Source organism: Micromonospora sp. NPDC007271 (genome assembly GCF_040634005.1).
Lineage (GTDB): Bacteria > Actinomycetota > Actinomycetes > Mycobacteriales > Micromonosporaceae > Micromonospora.
Window position 1 is genome coordinate 23,295 of sequence record NZ_JBEYER010000028.1, and the last position, 15,475, is coordinate 38,769.

Genomic DNA, 15,475 nt, shown 5'->3' on the forward strand with positions numbered 1-15,475 from the left:
ATGCAGTTGTGCCGTCGAGTCTATGCCCAGGCCACGCTGCCACCGCGCGGGGTTCCCACGCTGTGAACTGCTCGCCACACCTCCCCGGGCCCTCGGCAGCGCCGTGCGGCAGGGCTGACAGGATCGCCGGGTGAGGTTGACGGCCTTCCGGATCTGCGCCCTGACCGGCACGGCAATGCTCGCCGCCTGCACGTCCGGGCCACCGACCGACGGCCCCGCCGCGGCGAGCCGGCCGACCCCCACCACCACCACCACGGTCGTCCCCGAGTGCTCCCCGGAAGGGGTACGCATCACGAGTCTCGGCGTGGACGCCGCCATGGGCCTCCGGGCGATGGGCCTGGAGCTGGTCAACTGCGGCAGCGGGCCGTACGTCCTGGAGGGCCGTCCGGAGCCGCGGCTACGGGACGCCGACGGGCAGCCGCTGGCCGTCGAGATCATCCCCGGGGCACGGGCGATCACCTCGGGTTTCGACGATCCGCCCCGGCGGATGGTGCTGCGCCCCGGCGAGCGGGCCACCGCCGCCCTGCTCTGGCGCAACCTGGTGACCGACGCCACGGTGGTCGCGAGCAACGGCACGTACCTGGAGATCAGCCCGATGGCGGGGCGGCCGGCGTACCCGGTGGAGCTGGACGGGCCGATCGACCTGGGCAACACCGGCCGGCTCGGAGTGAGCGCCTGGAAGCGGAACGACGACCCGGCCCCGACCCGCAGCGCACCACCCGCCGTCCCCGACCCCACCCCGACCCCGGACAACCGCCTCTGACCGGCTCGCCTCGATCAGCTCGGGGACTGGGCGGTGGTACGCCGGGTGGCCCGTTGCGGTGGGCCACCCGGCGGGTCCGCGCGGTCAGGCGGGGACCGAGGAGCACTCGGCCGGGCCCGGCAACGCGGCAACGGAGCGGCGGCGGAGCAGGGCGTCCAGCGCCCAGGTGCCCGGGCCGAGCACCGCGATGAGCACGAACGACCAGCAGAAGAGGGCCGCGAGTTCGCCGCCGTTGTGCAACGGCAGCAACGCGTGCGGCTGGTGCACCACGAAGTACGCGTACGCCATCGAGCCGGCGGCGAGCAGCGCCGCGGGCCGGGTCAGCAGGCCGACGAGGACCAGGGCGCCGCAGGCGAGCTGGATCAACGCGGCCCACCAGCCGGGCCACTGGCCGACCGGGATCGCCTTGCCGGTCGCCGAGTTGCCGCCCAGGACGCCGAAGAGCGACGCAGCGCCGTGGCAGAGGAAGAGCAGACCGGTGACCATGCGGAACAGGGAGAGCGCGGGACATACGGCCCCCCGGGGGCTATGGTCAGCTCGTGACGTCCTTGCGGGTGAAACGCCAGAAGGCCAGGCCCCAGAATCCGGTGGCGTAGGCGATCGCCGAGATGGCCCCGCGGACGAGATCGTCCGTCTGCACCGGGGTGGAGAGCAGGCCCAGCCAGGCGCTGCTGTAGTGGGTGGGCAGGAACGCGCGCAGCCCGCCCAGCGCGGTGATCTGGTCCAGGATGCTGGACAGGATCCAGAGCAGCACCGCCCCGCCGACCGCGCCGAGCGCCGCGTCCGTGGTCACCGACAGCAGGAACGCCAGGCCGGCCACCACCAGCAGGACGACCGCCAGGTAGCCGAGCACCGCGAGCAGGCGGAGCAGCCCCTCCGCCGGGGCCAGCTCGGCGGAGACCTGGCTGCGCAGCGGGGACCAGCCGTACCGGAGGGTGCCGGCGAGCAGCGCGGTGCCGGCCAGCAACAGCAGGGCCAACGCGGAGTACGCGAGCGCGACCAGCAGCTTCACCGCCAGCAGCCGGGCCCGGGGCACCGGGATCGCGAGCAGGTAACGCAGGCTGCCCCAGCTCGCCTCACTGGCCACCGTGTCGCCGCAGAACAGCGCCACCACCACGACCAGCAGGAACGACGCCGAGACCAGGATCGTGAACAGGGTGAAGTTCAGCCCGCCGGAGGTGGCCAGGTCGGCCAGGCTGCCGAACTCCCCCCGGCCGCCGCGGTCGTCCTCGGCGGAGGGGAACTGGAACGCGACCAGGATGATCAAGGGCAGCAGCACCATGAACCCCAGCGCGAGCTGGGTACGCCGGCGCGACGCCTGCCGGCGGAACTCGGCCAGGAACGGCAGCGTCGCCGACGGCCGGTAGCCCTGCGCCGCCCCGCCGCGGTCCGCCGCTCGCACGGATGACGACTGTCCCATCACCGGTCCCCGCTCCCCCGAGAGTTCTCGCCGACCAGGGCGAGGAAGGCGTCCTCCAGGCGGCGCCGGGGCACCACCCGGTCCACCCCGATACCCGCCCGGACCAGCTCGGCCACCACCTCGCTGCGGGCGGTGCCGTTCGTGTCCACCACCAGCCCACCGTCGCCGCCGGGCAGCACCCGTACGCCGGCCAGCCGGTCGAGCACGCCGCGCGCCGCGTCCGGGTCGCTCACCTCGAACAGCACGCTCGGCGACTCGCCGACGATCTCCTCGACCGGGCCGGACGCCACGATCCGCCCCTTGTTGACCACCACGGCATGGGTGCAGGTCTGCTCCACCTCGGCCAGCAGGTGACTGGAGACCAGCACGGCGCGGCCGTCGGTGGCGTACCGCTGGAGCACCCGGCGCATCTCGGCGATCTGCGGCGGGTCCAGGCCGTCCGTCGGCTCGTCGAGCACCAGCAGCTCGGGCAGGCCGAGCATGGCCTGCGCGATGGCGAGTCGCTGCCGCATCCCGTGGCTGTACTTGCGGGTCTTGCGGTGCACCGAGTCGCCCAGCCCGGCGATCTCCAGCGCCTCGTCGAAGTGCGCGTCCGCCCAGGGCCGCCCGGTCGCCCGCCAGTACGCCTTCAGGTTCTCCAGGCCCGACAGGTGCGGCAGGAAGCCGGGCCCCTCCACCAGCGCGCCGATCCGGGAGAGCACCGGTGAACCCGGCACCAGCCGGTGCCCGAAGACGTAGATCTCACCGGCCGTGGGCTGGGTCAGCCCCATCAGCACCCGCAGCGTGGTGGTCTTGCCGGCGCCGTTCGGGCCGAGCAGGCCGACCACCTGACCGGGGTGCACCTCGAAGTCCACGTTGGAGACCGCGACGAAGCCGTCCGCGTACTCCTTGCGGAGCTGGCGGACGGCGAGTGGGACGCCCGCGTACCCGGGGTGGACCGAGCTGTCCTGGCGGCGGTGCCGGCGGCGGGCGACCAGGACGACCACGGCCAGCCCGACCGCGATCGCGGCGAGCAGGCCGACCAGCACCCAGCGCCAGACCGTGGCCGCGGTGGGAATCGGCTGGGCGTCGACCGTGGGCAGGACCAGCGGGCCGTCGCCGAGGGTGACGGTGTGCACGGCCGGCTCGGCCGGGGTCGCGTACGCCTGGTCGGAGGTGGCCACGACGACCCGCAGCCGGTGCCCGGACTCGATCCGGCGGACGATCGCCGGCAGGGTGACGGTGACCGACTGCGCGGCGTCGATCGCCGCCGGCAGGCCGGTCAGCCGCACCGGGGCGACCAGGCCGTCGGGGAGGGTGGCCGCGCCCTTCGGGTCGACGTCGTAGAGCTTGACGAAGAGCACCGCCTCGCCGGTCGGCGAGGCCGCCCGGATCCGTACGGTCGGCGCGCCGACCACGTCCACCGGCTCGGTCAGCGGCGCGGACTCGAACCGGGCGTGCTGGCCGGGGATGTCCCGGGCCACGCCGTTCAACAGCGAGCCGAGCGCCCCGGCGAAGGGCACCGAGGAGATCGCCGCGGGGTTGGCGTTGGGCGGATTCGCGATCACCTGGGCCGGGCCGGCCAGGGTGACGTCCTGGCGGCCCTGTCCGGCCAGGCCGGGATAGTCGGCGGTGTGGTAGCCGGTGGCCACCAGGCCCCGGTCGAGCGCGTCGAAACCGGCGATCCGCGAGAAGGTGAAGCTGTTGGCGGGTGCCGCGCCCTCGCCCTTGACGTAGTGGTCGAGCCACTGGGCGGTCAGGAACCGCACCCGGTCGGAGTCAGAGGTGGGACCCGTGCCGCCGTCGTGGCCGCCGGTGAACCAGGCGACCCGGACGGGGGCGCCGGCGGCGGCGATGCCACGCGCGTTGGCGTCCGCCTCGGTGAGCGGGAAGAGGGTGTCCGCCTCGCCCTGCACCAGCAGGGTCGGCGCCTTGATCCGGTCGAGCACCCCGGCCGGGGAGGAGCGGCGCAACAGGTCGACCGCCTGGGCGTCGGCCCGCCCGGTGGTGGCGATCCGCAGGTACGCGGCGCAGACGTCGGCGGCGAACCGACCGCAGGACGGGTCGGCGGCGCTCCCGGGCACCCGCCCGGAACTGGTGCCGGGACCGGCGCCGGGCTGCGGGCTGGGCGGGCCGGCCGACGCGGGGGCGCCCTCGGGCTGGCCGGCGGTGTTGCCGGAGACGCCGGCCGGGCCGGAGCCGGCGTTCCCGCCGCCGCCGAAGAAGATGCCGGCCCAGCCCTTCTTGAACACACCCTCGGTCGGCGCCTTGCCGGTGTTCTCCGGCAGGAAGGCGCGGGACAGGTCGTTCCAGGTGATCATCGGCACGATCGCGTCGACCCGCTGGTCCTGCGCGGCCAGCAGCAGGGCCAGGCCGCCACCGTACGAGCCGCCGACCACGCCGACCTGGGGATCGCCGGCGGTGTCGAGGCGGATGTCGGGGCGGGCGGCGAGCCGGTCGAGCAGGCGCTGGGCGTCGCGCACCTCGTAGTCCGGGCTGTCCAGGTGGATCTCCCCGCCGCTGCGGCCGAAGCCCCGGGCCGTCCAGGTGAGCACCGCGTACCCCCGGTCGGCCAGGTCCTCCGCGTCGGCGCGGACCGACTCCTTGGTGCCGCCGAAGCCGTGCGCCAGCAGCACCGCCGGGACCTGGTGCCGGGCCGAGGCGTCCCGCGGCAGGTAGAGCGTGGTGTCCAGGTCGACCGGCTGGTCGCCGGCCGGTCCGGAACGGACGGTCACCAGCGCCGGCTCGGTCCGGAAGCCGGGCCGCTGCGGCCGGGCCGCCCAGGTGACGGCGCCGGCCACCAGGACGACCGCCACCACCGCGGCGACCACCCGCCGACGACGGGTGGCCAGGGCACGCCGGATCCGCGCGGCGGCGAGCGGTGGTTTCATGCGGCACACGGTACGGCCCGGACCCTGAGTGGTACCTGAGATCCGCCGTACGTCCGTCCGGCCGACTCCGCGACGACGGCCGCTCCCGCCCACGGTCGACCGGTGGACGCGCCGGGAGATGGTGCCGGCGGCTACTGTCGGGCGGGTGGCGGAACCCGAGCTGACCCTGACCGCGAGCCTGCGGCCGGCCGCGCTGGACGCCCGGCGCGGCGTCGTGCGCCTGCACCCGGAGGTGCTGACCGCGCTGGCGCTGCGGCCCGGCGATCCGGTCCGGCTGGCCGGCCGGCGGGTGACCGCCGGCATCGCCGCCCCGGCCGAGGCGACCGCGAACGCGGCTCTGCTCTACGCCGACGACCTACTCCTCGGCAATCTGGGCCGGCGGGACGGCGGGCAGGTGCGGGTGAGTCGCCTGCCGGTGGTCCCGGCCCGCACCGTGACCCTGGCCGGCCCGGTCGGGGTCGTCGCCGCGGTCTCCCCGGAGATGCTCCGCCTGGCCCTGCTCGGCAAGCTGGTCACCGCCGGGGACGACGTCTCGCTACTGCCCCAGGACGTGCTCCCCGACGCCGCGGTCCGCGGTCTGGTCGAGGCCGCCCGGCGCAGCCTCGCCAACACCGTGGGGTACGCCTGGACCAGCACCCTGCTCACTGTGGTGGGAGCCGAACCGGAGGCCGGCGCGCTGGTCACGATGGACACCGTGGTCGGCTGGGAGCAGGGGGCGGCGACCCGTGGCGCCGCGGCCGGACCCGGAGCCGGGTGGGCCCCGCCCGAGCCGGAGCTGGCCGAGCCGGCGGAGGCACCGGACCTCGACGAGCTGCCCGGGCTGCGGGCCCAGGCCGAGCAGCTGACCGAACTGCTCGACCTGGGCTTCCACCACCGGGAGGTGCTGGGCCGGCTGGGCACCACGGTCTCGCTGGGTGTCCTGCTCAGCGGACCGGCCGGCTCGGGCAAGTCGGCGCTGGTCCGGGCGGTCGCCGCCCGGGTCCGCGCCCGGATGTGCGCGCTGTGGGCGCCGGAGCTGGCCGCACTGACCAATGACGCGGCGGCCCGCCGGCTGCGCGAGGCGGCCGAGGCGGTACGCGCGGACGGCCCGGGCGTGCTGCTGGTCACCGACGTCGAGGCGCTCGCCCCGGCCGACGAGCCCGGTCCCCTGGCCACGGTGTTCCGGCAGGTCGTCGGCGAGGCGCTCCGGGCCGGGGCGGCCGTGGTCTGCGCCACCGGCCGCCCGGAGGCGGTGGATCCGGCACTGCGCGCCCCGGACCTGCTCTCGCTCCGGATCACCGTCCCCCTGCCCGACCAGGCGCTGCGCCGGGAACAGCTGACCGTGCTCACCCGGCAGGTGCCGCTCGCCGACGACGTCCGGCTGGACGAGGTGGCCGCCCGTACGCCGGGGTTCGTCGCCGCCGACCTGGCCGCGCTGGTCCGCGAGGCCGGCGTACGCGCGGCGCTGCGGCAGAAGGCGGCCGAGTCGCCGACCGTGGCGATGGTCGACTTCACCGCCGCGCTGGAGGTGGTCCGGCCCACCACCATGGCCGCGTCCACGCTGGAACTGGCCTCGGTGGCCCTCGACGACGTCGGCGACCTGCGCGAGGTCAAGGAGACCCTGACCGAGTCCGTGCTCTGGCCGCTGACCTATCCGGACACGTTCGCCCGGCTGGGCGTGACGCCGCCGCGCGGGGTGCTCCTCTACGGGCCGCCCGGCTGCGGCAAGACCTACCTGGTCACCGCGCTGGCCGGCTCCGGTCGGGCGAACGTGCTGTCGGTGAAGGGCGCGGAGCTGCTCTCCAAGTGGGTCGGCGAGAGCGAACGCGCGGTCCGCGAGCTGTTCCGCCGGGCCCGCGAGGCGGCCCCCACGCTGGTCTTCCTGGACGAGGTGGACGCGCTCGCCCCGGTCCGGGGCCAGGCCAGCGACGGCGGCACGACCGACCGGGTGGTGGCCGCCCTGCTCACCGAGCTGGACGGGGTGGAGGCGCTGCGCAACGTGGTGGTGGTGGGCGCGACGAATCGGCCGGACCTGGTCGACCCGGCGCTGCTCCGACCCGGCCGCCTGGAACGCCTGGTGTACGTGCCGCCGCCGGACGGTCCGGCCCGGGCGGAGATCCTCCGGGCGGCGGCCCGGAACGTCCCGCTGGCCGACGACGTCGACCTGGCCGCGCTCGGCGCGGAGCTGGACGGCTTCTCGGCGGCCGACTGCGCGGCCCTGGTGCGGGAGGCGGCGCTGGCGGCGATGCGCGAGTCGCTGGCCGCCGCCACGGTCACCGCCGCCCATGTCGAGACCGCCCGCGCCCGGGTCCGCCCCTCCCTGGACCCGGCCCAGGTCGCCTGGCTCGCCGCGTACGCCGCCGCCCACCAGTGATCCGTTGATCATGAGGTTGCCGGCAGTCGAGGATCCACATCGCCGCCAACTTCATGATCAACGGAGTCAGTCGGTGGGCAGCAACGGGCCGAGGGGGCCCAGGTCGAGGTTGAGGTCCTCGGGGGAGAGACCGAAGTACTCGCGGAGCTGAGTCATCTGCTCCTCCAGCGCCATCAGCGTGGTGCCGATCCGTTCGACCTGCTCCTCGGTGAGGTCGCCCAGGTCGACCCGGCGCAGGGCCTGCCGTTCCATGAGCTGCCGCAGCAGCTCGATGATCGTGAGCACCAGGCTGGCCAGCCCGCGCTCGACGGAGTCCTGGTCGACGGCGAGCCGGCGGTCCAGCGGCCGGACCCGGGGTGTCTGCCACTGCGGCTCCCCCAGCGCGGCCGCCTCGTCCCGCCCGGTCACGACCGCGCCCCCGCCGGCTCGGCCGCCTCGGCCCGCCCGGTCACGGCTGGGCCCCCGCCGGCTCGGCCACCTCGGCTCGTCCGGTCGCCGCCGGCGCCTCGGGCAGCGGCGCGGCGAGGGCATCCACCGAGGCGACCAGCGCGCGCAGCGAGATGCGTACCAGGTCGACGTCGGCGATCGCGAGGGTGATGTCGCCGGTGATCACCACGCCGGTGGCGAGCACCCGGTCGAGCAGGTCGACGAGGGCCACCGGCCGGAAGGCCAGCGGGTCGTCGGCGCTGCTCGGGGCGAGCGTGGTCACGCCCATGCCGGCCCCCGCGCCGCGTCCGCGCCAGCCCCCGGACTCCGCGCCGCGTCCGCGCCAGCCCCCGGACTCCGCTGCGGCTCCGGCGACGGTTCCGTCACGAAGGAGTACGGCGGCCAGGGGCCGGTCAGCTCCAGCCGGATCGCCGGGTGCCGGTCCGCCAGCGCGCCGACCAGCGCGGAGAATCCGTCCAGGCCGTCCCGGTCGATCAGGTACGCGCCGTTGAGCACCATCGCCGTGGGCGCGCCGGAGAGCCGCCGGTCCTGCGGGGCGTGCCGGCGAGCGTCGACGGCGTACCCGGCGAGGGCGCTGTGCACGGCGGCGGCCGCGTCGGCGGCCACCTGCTGCCCCTCCGCCCGGGCGGCGAGCTGGGCCCGGCGCCGCCGCAGGTACGCCGTGCCGGCTCCGCCCCCACCGCCGGGCTCCTCGGCCCGCGGTGTCACGCCGGGCACGACGTACCCCTTCACGCCCCACTCCTCACGGCCGGCGAGCCGGGCCAGCGTGCCGGCCAGTTCGGTGCCCCGCCCGGCCAGCATCCGGGCCACCCGGTCGTCGTCGCGGTACACGGTGGCGAGCCGGGCCGGCACCACCGCACCGGCCCGGGAGAGCGCGTCGACCACGGCGTGGTGCGCCCGGGCGGTCCGTTCCAGCCAACCCAGGTCCTCCAGGTTGCGGCGCAGCGCCTCCTCGCCGTACTCGGCCAGCGGGGCGTCGCTGACCACGGCGACCAGCCCGGCGGCCGGCACCGCCCGGACCGGCGCACCGGCGACGCCGGTGATCCCGGCGAGGGTCGCCGGGGCGGCCTCGGTCACCACGCCGTGCAGCCAGACGCCGGTGTCCGGCGCCGTTGCGCCCCGGGCGGTGTCAGCCGTCGTACTCATCCCACTCCTCCCTCGCGGTCCGCTCGGCCCGGGCGGCGGCCCGCGGCCGTCGGGACGCCTCGACCTCCTCCGGGTCGCGCGGGCCCGGCTCGACGGGTGGACGGGCTCGGGAGCTGAGCCACGGATCGTGTTCCCACCAGTCGATGCCGATCTGCCGCGCGGTGTCCACGGAGGCGATGACCAGCCGCAGCTTCAGCGTCAGCAGTTCGATGTCCAGCAGGCTGACCCGGATGTCGCCGGCGATCACGATGCCCCGGTCGAGAACCCGTTCGAGGATGTCGCCGAGGTTCGCCGGCTCGTGCCCGGCCGGCAGCACCTGGCCGGAGTTCTGCACCACCGACGGAGTCCGCCCGACCGTCATCTCAGTCCCCCTTGCCGCGCTGGTAGCGGCGCGTCCGCCGGTAACCGAGCAGGGTGCCGACCATGTCCAGCTCGACCTCGTAGAGGCCGAGCAGGTCCGTGGACGCCGGGATGCGGTGGTCCTCGACCACCTCCACCCCGACCAGCCAGCCGTCGTCGGTCGCCTCGATCGAGGTGACCCCGAGCGGGTCCCTGCCGGTCAGCCCGGCGATCTGGCGCAGCCCCTCCCGGGCCGCCTCGGCCGCCGCGATCGCCTCGTCGTCGTCCTCGTCGACGTACCGGTCCGCGTCCCGGCCGCCCCGGTCGCGCCACCGTTCACGGTCGCCGTCCCCGCGGATGCGTGCTGCTGTCATCTCATCTCCCTCGCCCGCGGCGCTGCCCGGTGCTCCGGCGTCGGACTGGAGACGGCCGCCGGCCGCCACCGGCCGCCGACGCCGAGCCACGACCGCCAACCGGCGTCGAGCCACGACCGGCGGCCGGGACGATCAGCCGCTCCAGCACCCGCCGCTCGCCCTGGTCCCGCTCCTGCGGGGTGATCTCGCCGGCCGTCGCCGCCCGGTCCAGCTCCTCCAGCTCGCGCCGGACGTTGACCGGGTCGTACTGCTGCGACTCCGCCTCCCGGGCGATCACCTTGACCATCGCGGTGAGCCCACGCACCGGGGCGTACGGCAGGGTCAGCAGCGCCCAGAGGATGTCCACGGCTCACTCCACCAGCTGGTGCGCGCTGACGAAGTCGTACGGGGCGACCGGGCCGCGCAGGCGCATCCGGATCAACTCCCGCCGCTGCTCGGCGAACTCCTCCACCGCACCGACGAACTCGTCCTCGTCCTCGGCGGCGACCAGGAAGGCGACCTTCACCGCGTCCAGCTCGTGGCTGGGTGAACGGACGATGTTCGCCACCGCGTACCGGCCCACGGCGTCGATCAGCTCGCGGTTCTCCGCCTCCCGGTGCAGCTCCACGGCCTGGCTGATCACCTCGCCGAGCCGGATCCGCTGCTCCCGGCTCTCCGCCTCCGGCCGGCCGCGCACCTCACCGGCGAGCGCGGCGGCGGAGGCGTTGCCGGCGAGGAGGCCGGAGATGAACACCTGCTCGTCGAAGCGCCCGTGCACCAGGTACTGGAGGCGGTCCTCCAGCTGCGCCAGTACGGCGGCGAACCGGTCGTGGTACTCGTCGAGCAGGTCGTCGACCGCGTCCACACCCGTCACCACCGTGCCGAACCGCACCGGCAGCACCGGCGCGACCACCACCGTCCCGTCGAGCAGCGTCTCGTACGCCGTGAGATCGGCCGGCCGGCCCAGCGGCTCCGCCAACCCGACCTCGCTGACCAGCGCGGCCAGGTCGCCGTGCCGGATCGCGGTGACCTCGCCGGGCGGCGAGCCGACCCCCTCCGCCTCGGGGGTCGGCTCCACGTCGGAGGGCACGATGCCGTAGATGAACAGTCCCGTCTCCTGAGCCATCTCAGCGCTCCCTCTCCCGGCGGCGCGGCCGTTCCCGAGCGCGGCCCTGGTCGTCGTCCTCGTCCTCGTCCTCGTCGAGACCGCTGAACGCCTCCCGGACCGCGCCGCCGATCGCCCCGGCCGCCTTGCCGAGCCCGGAGACGGCCCGTCCCTTGGTGACCGCGCCCGAGGCGCCCTCGACCAGATCCGGCAGACCCTTCTGCTGCTTCGGCACGATGCTCAGCCGGTCCACCGCTTCGGCGAACCGCAGGTACGTCTCGACGCTGGCGATCACGATCCGGGCGTTGACCTCGAGGAGCTGGATGCCGATCACGGCGACCGACACCTGGGCGTCGATCACCACGCCCTTGTCCAGCACCGTCTCGACGACGTCGGCCAGGGTGCCGCCACCCCCGCCGGCGCGTTCCAGGGCGCTACCGGGCTGGTCCGCTGTCGTGACGATCGTCATTGGTCCCGCTCCTCTCGCCGGCGACGGACCACCGGCCGTCGGGGTGACTCCGGAGCACGGCGGACCGCCGGTCGGGGACGCGGCCGGTCCGCGAGCTCCTCACGGGACGCCCGCTCCTCCCGGCGGGGTGCCCGTTCCTCCCTCGTCTGTGGACGGCGGGCCCGCTCGGGCTGCCGGCGCCGCGGCGGTTCCTCCTCGGTCTCCTCGGCGTACTCGTCCTCGTCGTAGTCGTCGCCCTCGTCGTAGACCTCGTACTCCTCCTCTTCCGGAGAGCGGCGGCGCTGCGGCGGACGGCGGCGCTCCTCGTCGGCCTCCTCGGCCTCCGCGGCACGGCCCCGCGGTCGCTTCCGGGCCTCCTGCTCCTCGCGGAGCGCGGTCTCGTGGTCCTTGACCACCCGGGAGTCCTCGATCTCGCCGCGCCAGCCCTCGACCGAGTCGGGGTCGAGCACGGTCCGGGTCATCACGTGCCGGACGAAGTGCTTCAGCTCCAGCCGCACCCGGCGGCCCGGGGCCCGCCAGAGGTTGCCCGTGCGTTCGAAGAGGCCCTGCGGGTGATACTCCAGAACGACGAGGATCCTGGTCAGCTCGGGGCCGACCGCGTGGAAGCTGACCGTGCCGTCGACGGCGCCCTTCTCGCCCTTCGAACGCCAGTGGATCAGGCGGTCCGGGATCTGCCGGACGATGGTCGACTCCCAGGTCCGGTGCGACCAGAACACCTGGGCCTTCCAGGTCATCTTCTCGTCCGAGTCGGTCTCGGCCCGTTCGACCTTCTTCATGAAGCTCGGGAAGTCGCCGAACCGGGTCCACTGGTTGTACGCCACCCGGACCGGCACGCCGACCTCTATGGTCTCGACGATGTTGGTGACCTTCAGCTTCCGGCCGCCCTTGCCACCCTTGCCGCCAGCGCCGACCGCCGACATCAACTTCTCCTTACCGCCGGCCAGGCCGGCATGGAACACGGCCCGCATCGGGGAGTTACCCTCGGCGAGCTTCTGGGCGCCGGTGGCCGCGGCGATCAGGCCGGGACCGCCGCCCTGTTTGGCGTACTCGCTGAGCCGCCCGGTGGCGTCGGTGATCCGCTCGGTCACCGCCTGCACGGCCCGCTCGCCGAGGGCGGCGGCGAGATTGCGCAGCTCGCCGCCGAGCTGGTCCCGGGCCTTGTCCGAAATACTGCTGGTCGCCATGCTCACCTCCCCCGCCGCCGGCCGCCGGCCGTGGGACGGTCCTCGTAGTCCCGCGCCGCGGGCTGGTCGTCCAGCTCCTGCTCCTCGTCGGGCGCCGACGCCTGCTCCTCGTCCGGCGCCGAGCGCTCCGCCGGATGCGGCTCGGCGTCCTGCTGGCCGGCGCCGGACCGGCGGCGCAGCGCCTCGGCGCTGCCGCGCAGTTTGCCGCTGAGCGCATCGATGCCACTGCCGGCGGCGGCCGTCGCCGCGGCCTTGCCCGCCGTGGCGAGCGGGCCGCCGATCCGGGTCAGGTTGCTCAACTGGGGGGAGGTGTTCAACAGGTCCGTGCCGTACTTCCGGAGGCCACCGGGCTGCTGGCTGGCCCGGCCGACGGCCACCGCGGCGGCGAGGGTGAGGGCGGTACGCAGCTTCCTCCGCCGGCCGATGACGTAACCCAGGCCCACCGCCAGCGCGATCCGAACTCCGCTCTTCATCAGTTCTCCTTCGCTCCCCGGCGACGGGGACGCCGATCGCGTGGGCAGGCCGGAAAACAGCTGCCGGGGGTCAGCGAAATAGGGCCTGCAACCGGACGTCCCGTATTGGCGGACCCGGCGGGCAGTACCCGACCCCCTACCCGCAAAACCTCTTTGAGTGGTTCTTGCGGTGCCGGTCACCAGGGAATTCGGGTACGGGTGAGCTGCGGCACGACACCGCGCAAAACGGTCAGGCGGGCCCGGTCGAGCGAAAAGAAGGAGTTAGTTGGCTAAATGCGACCGGCGGCGTCAGCGGGCCGGCAGAACGGAATCGAGGCAGATTTTGGCGTGCAGCTTCCCGCCCGTTTCGCGCAATTCCGCGCCGCATTTCCTCAGTACGGAGACCGCGCCCTGGTTGTCCGGCGTCGTCTCGGCCACGACGGTGTGCATGCCGGCCGCCGCGGCCGCGTTCAGCAACTCGCGCAGGGCTGCCGCGCCCAGCCCCCGGCCCCGCGCCGAGCGCCCCAGCCACATCCCGGTCTCCACCGTCCCGGGCTCGTCGCGGCGGGTCATCCGGACCATGCCCACCACCTCGCCAGCGGCGACGATCGCGTACATCCGGGTGCGGGTGGGGCCGTCCAGGCCGCCGAAGCTGGCCCGGTGGAACTCCCGGAACGCGTTCCGACGAGCCAGCGACCAACCGGCCGGGGCCTCCACCGGAGGCATCACGTCCTCCGGATCCGCCTCGGCAGCCGCTACGGAGAGCAACGGCTCCAGGTTCCCCTCGTCCACCAGCTCCAGTCGTACCGCACCCGTCACGAGCCGCAGTCTGCCGGTCGTACCGGTCCAAGTCCACCCCTTTGGACCCGGACTGCCGCTCTGGAGGAGGGAACCGGCCGGTCGTACCTCCTCAGTGTTCCACCTCACGCTCCGTTGTCAGCCGACCGGACTTTCCTTCGTCGGCCGGTCCTCGCCCACGGGGCCGAACTCGCAGAACACCACCGAGGCGTCGTCGCTCCGCTTGTGCCGGCGCAGGCGTTCCGGGTGGTCCCGCTCGGCGGCCCGGACCCGGCCGATCAGCCCCTCCGGGCCCTCCGCCGCCGTCACGTCCAGCAGGCCGGCCCAGTCGAACAGCTCGAACTCCTCGACCGCGCAGGACGCGCCGTCGCTGAGCAGCGCCGCCCGCCGCAGCGCCCCCGGCCCGCGCAGCGGCAGCGTCCCGGTCACCGCGTGATACGCCGCGTCCGGGTCGGAGGCGGCGGCCCAGTAGCCGTGGGTCCGGTTCATCCGTTCCCGCTGCACCATCACCGACTGGCGGAACCGGGTCCGTGGATCGACGTCGGACGCGGGCAGCTGCGCGACGGTACGACGCAGGTCCGCCATGGCCGCGTCGAGCCGTTCGTCGGCGACCACACTGACCTGGCCGCCCGTGTCCAGCACCAGCGGGCTGTCGCAGAGCACCAGGTAGTCCACCTGGTCGCCGCCTTCGCGCAGCAGGCAGACGGTGGACGACGGGGTGCCCGGGTGATCGAGGTCGCACTCCCCGCCGTGGTCGGCCCGGACGGCCAGGATGGCCGCCGCCAGGCTGCTCATCAGCGTCGCCGCCGGGCGGGCCGCGACGGCCAGGCCGATCCGGGCGGCCAGGTGCCGGACGTACCATGCCGGCCCGTGCACGCAGCCGGTGTCGAAGCCCTCCGGCACGGTGGCCCCGTCGAGGACCCCGACCAGCGGACCGAACCCGAAGACCACGTCCTCGTTCACCGGCTGACCAGGGGCCGGGTCGGAGGCGGAACGTACCCGCATCAGCGGCGCCGTCCCGATCGGGCGCGCCGGCCGGCTTCCGGTCAGGTACCGGCGATCTGGTGCCCCCATCCGTCGACTCCCTTCGTCGCCCGCCCGCCTACCCGGACCGGCGGACGCCATGCCGGGACGCCATCAGCGGCGCGGCCCGGGGTTTCAGCGCCGCCGGTTACGGGCCCGCGCGGCGCGCAGCCGGCGCGGCCCGGGGTTTCAGCGCAGCCGGCGCGGCCCGCGGTTTCAGCGCCGCCGGTTGCGGGCCCGCGCGGCGCGCAGCCGGCGCAGCCGGCCGATCAGCACCGGCTCGGCGGCCAGCGCGGCCGGGTGGTCGAGCAGCGCGTTGAGCAGCTGGTAGTACCGGGTCGCGGAGAGCCCGAAGGTGTCCCGGATCGCCTGTTCCTTCGCGCCCGCGTGCTTCCACCACTGCTGCTCGAAGGCGAGGATCCGCCGGTCCCGTTCGCTGAGCCCGTCGGCCGGTCCGGCGACGGCGTCCGGCCGGGGGTCCTCGGCGGCGTCCGCCGGGGCGGCGCCCGGCGCGGGAGCGGCCTCGACGGCGGGAGCGGAGCGGGGCGGGGGAACGGCCTGCCGGTGCACGACGTCGGCCTGCCCGGACGGCTCGGGTCGGCCGGCGGCGGCCGCGGAGGCGTCAGCGGGCATGGCGCTCCTCGGAGGTGGACGACCGGCACGGCGACCGCCGGCCGGGGAGCCCCAGCGTAACCAGCGGGGCACCCCGTCCGCATCGGACGCCTCCTCCGCGCCGTCGACCCGCGTCGACGG

General features: G+C 75.0%; 17 protein-coding genes and 1 pseudogene. 2 read left to right on the forward strand and 16 right to left on the reverse strand.

Annotated features, from left to right (window positions below; all coding sequences use genetic code 11):
• Positions 1–130 precede the first annotated feature (130 nt).
• Complete coding sequence (locus tag ABZ570_RS12840; protein WP_358061347.1) at positions 131–763, forward strand: DUF4232 domain-containing protein; 633 nt, start codon at positions 131–133, stop codon at positions 761–763.
• An 84-nt stretch (positions 764–847) separates the two neighbouring features.
• Here the strand turns inward: ABZ570_RS12840 and ABZ570_RS12845 are convergent, their stop codons facing one another.
• Genes ABZ570_RS12845 through ABZ570_RS12855 form a run of 3 tightly spaced genes read right to left on the reverse strand, consistent with a single transcriptional unit; the run spans position 848 to position 5,053 of the window.
• On the reverse strand, positions 848–1,258 hold the full coding sequence (locus ABZ570_RS12845) for a DoxX family protein (RefSeq protein ID WP_358061473.1): 411 nt from the start codon (positions 1,256–1,258) through the stop codon (positions 848–850).
• Between the two features lie 37 nt (positions 1,259–1,295).
• Entirely contained in the window at positions 1,296–2,165 is an 870-nt protein-coding gene (locus ABZ570_RS12850; RefSeq protein ID WP_358061350.1) for an ABC transporter permease subunit, read from the reverse strand.
• 17 nt (positions 2,166–2,182) lie between these two features.
• A complete protein-coding gene (locus ABZ570_RS12855; RefSeq protein WP_358061353.1) occupies positions 2,183–5,053 on the reverse strand; it encodes an alpha/beta fold hydrolase in 2,871 nt (956 codons plus the stop codon).
• A 145-nt stretch (positions 5,054–5,198) separates the two neighbouring features.
• On the opposite strand from ABZ570_RS12855, the gene ABZ570_RS12860 reads away from it, so the two are divergent.
• Complete coding sequence (locus tag ABZ570_RS12860) at positions 5,199–7,406, forward strand: AAA family ATPase (RefSeq protein ID WP_358061355.1); 2,208 nt, start codon at positions 5,199–5,201, stop codon at positions 7,404–7,406.
• Positions 7,407–7,472: 66 nt separating this feature from the next.
• On the opposite strand, the gene ABZ570_RS12865 is transcribed toward ABZ570_RS12860, so the two are convergent.
• From ABZ570_RS12865 to ABZ570_RS12925, 13 genes and pseudogenes are all read right to left on the reverse strand, one after another.
• Positions 7,473–7,814, reverse strand: coding sequence for a gas vesicle protein K (locus tag ABZ570_RS12865; RefSeq protein WP_358061358.1), 342 nt, complete (start codon positions 7,812–7,814; stop codon positions 7,473–7,475).
• A 40-nt stretch (positions 7,815–7,854) separates the two neighbouring features.
• Positions 7,855–8,121, reverse strand: a complete 267-nt coding sequence (locus tag ABZ570_RS12870; protein WP_358061361.1) for a gas vesicle protein — start codon at positions 8,119–8,121, stop codon at positions 7,855–7,857.
• Positions 8,112–8,999, reverse strand: coding sequence for a GvpL/GvpF family gas vesicle protein (locus tag ABZ570_RS12875; protein ID WP_358061364.1), 888 nt, complete (start codon positions 8,997–8,999; stop codon positions 8,112–8,114). The genes ABZ570_RS12870 and ABZ570_RS12875 overlap by 10 nt, the downstream gene beginning before the upstream one ends.
• The gene (gene gvpJ / locus ABZ570_RS12880) at positions 8,983–9,360 is read right to left on the reverse strand and encodes a gas vesicle protein GvpJ (RefSeq protein WP_358061366.1); all 378 of its coding nucleotides are present in this window, start codon (positions 9,358–9,360) and stop codon (positions 8,983–8,985) included. Before gvpJ (ABZ570_RS12880) ends, ABZ570_RS12875 begins: the two co-directional genes overlap by 17 nt.
• A gap of 1 nt (position 9,361) precedes the next feature.
• Entirely contained in the window at positions 9,362–9,712 is a 351-nt protein-coding gene (locus tag ABZ570_RS12885; protein ID WP_358061369.1) for a gas vesicle protein, read from the reverse strand.
• Between the two features lies 1 nt (position 9,713).
• Positions 9,714–10,058 carry a gas vesicle protein GvpG gene (locus tag ABZ570_RS12890; RefSeq protein ID WP_358061372.1) on the reverse strand — a complete coding sequence of 115 codons (345 nt, stop codon included), beginning with the start codon at positions 10,056–10,058 and terminating at the stop codon, positions 9,714–9,716.
• Between the two features lie 3 nt (positions 10,059–10,061).
• Complete coding sequence (locus ABZ570_RS12895; protein ID WP_358061375.1) at positions 10,062–10,817, reverse strand: GvpL/GvpF family gas vesicle protein; 756 nt, start codon at positions 10,815–10,817, stop codon at positions 10,062–10,064.
• A 229-nt stretch (positions 10,818–11,046) separates the two neighbouring features.
• Positions 11,047–11,226 (reverse strand): annotated as a pseudogene (gvpJ, locus tag ABZ570_RS12900) (gas vesicle protein GvpJ); the annotation flags it as partial.
• 35 nt (positions 11,227–11,261) lie between these two features.
• Positions 11,262–12,449: an SRPBCC family protein gene (locus ABZ570_RS12905; protein ID WP_358061378.1), complete on the reverse strand. Its 1,188-nt coding sequence runs from the start codon at positions 12,447–12,449 to the stop codon at positions 11,262–11,264.
• A 2-nt stretch (positions 12,450–12,451) separates the two neighbouring features.
• Positions 12,452–12,922: a hypothetical protein gene (locus ABZ570_RS12910; protein ID WP_358061381.1), complete on the reverse strand. Its 471-nt coding sequence runs from the start codon at positions 12,920–12,922 to the stop codon at positions 12,452–12,454.
• A gap of 288 nt (positions 12,923–13,210) precedes the next feature.
• Positions 13,211–13,720: a GNAT family N-acetyltransferase gene (locus ABZ570_RS12915; protein WP_358061384.1), complete on the reverse strand. Its 510-nt coding sequence runs from the start codon at positions 13,718–13,720 to the stop codon at positions 13,211–13,213.
• A gap of 117 nt (positions 13,721–13,837) precedes the next feature.
• The gene (locus ABZ570_RS12920) at positions 13,838–14,773 is read right to left on the reverse strand and encodes a hypothetical protein (RefSeq protein WP_358061387.1); all 936 of its coding nucleotides are present in this window, start codon (positions 14,771–14,773) and stop codon (positions 13,838–13,840) included.
• A gap of 165 nt (positions 14,774–14,938) precedes the next feature.
• The gene (locus ABZ570_RS12925; protein WP_358061390.1) at positions 14,939–15,355 is read right to left on the reverse strand and encodes a DUF3263 domain-containing protein; all 417 of its coding nucleotides are present in this window, start codon (positions 15,353–15,355) and stop codon (positions 14,939–14,941) included.
• Positions 15,356–15,475: the final 120 nt, after the last annotated feature.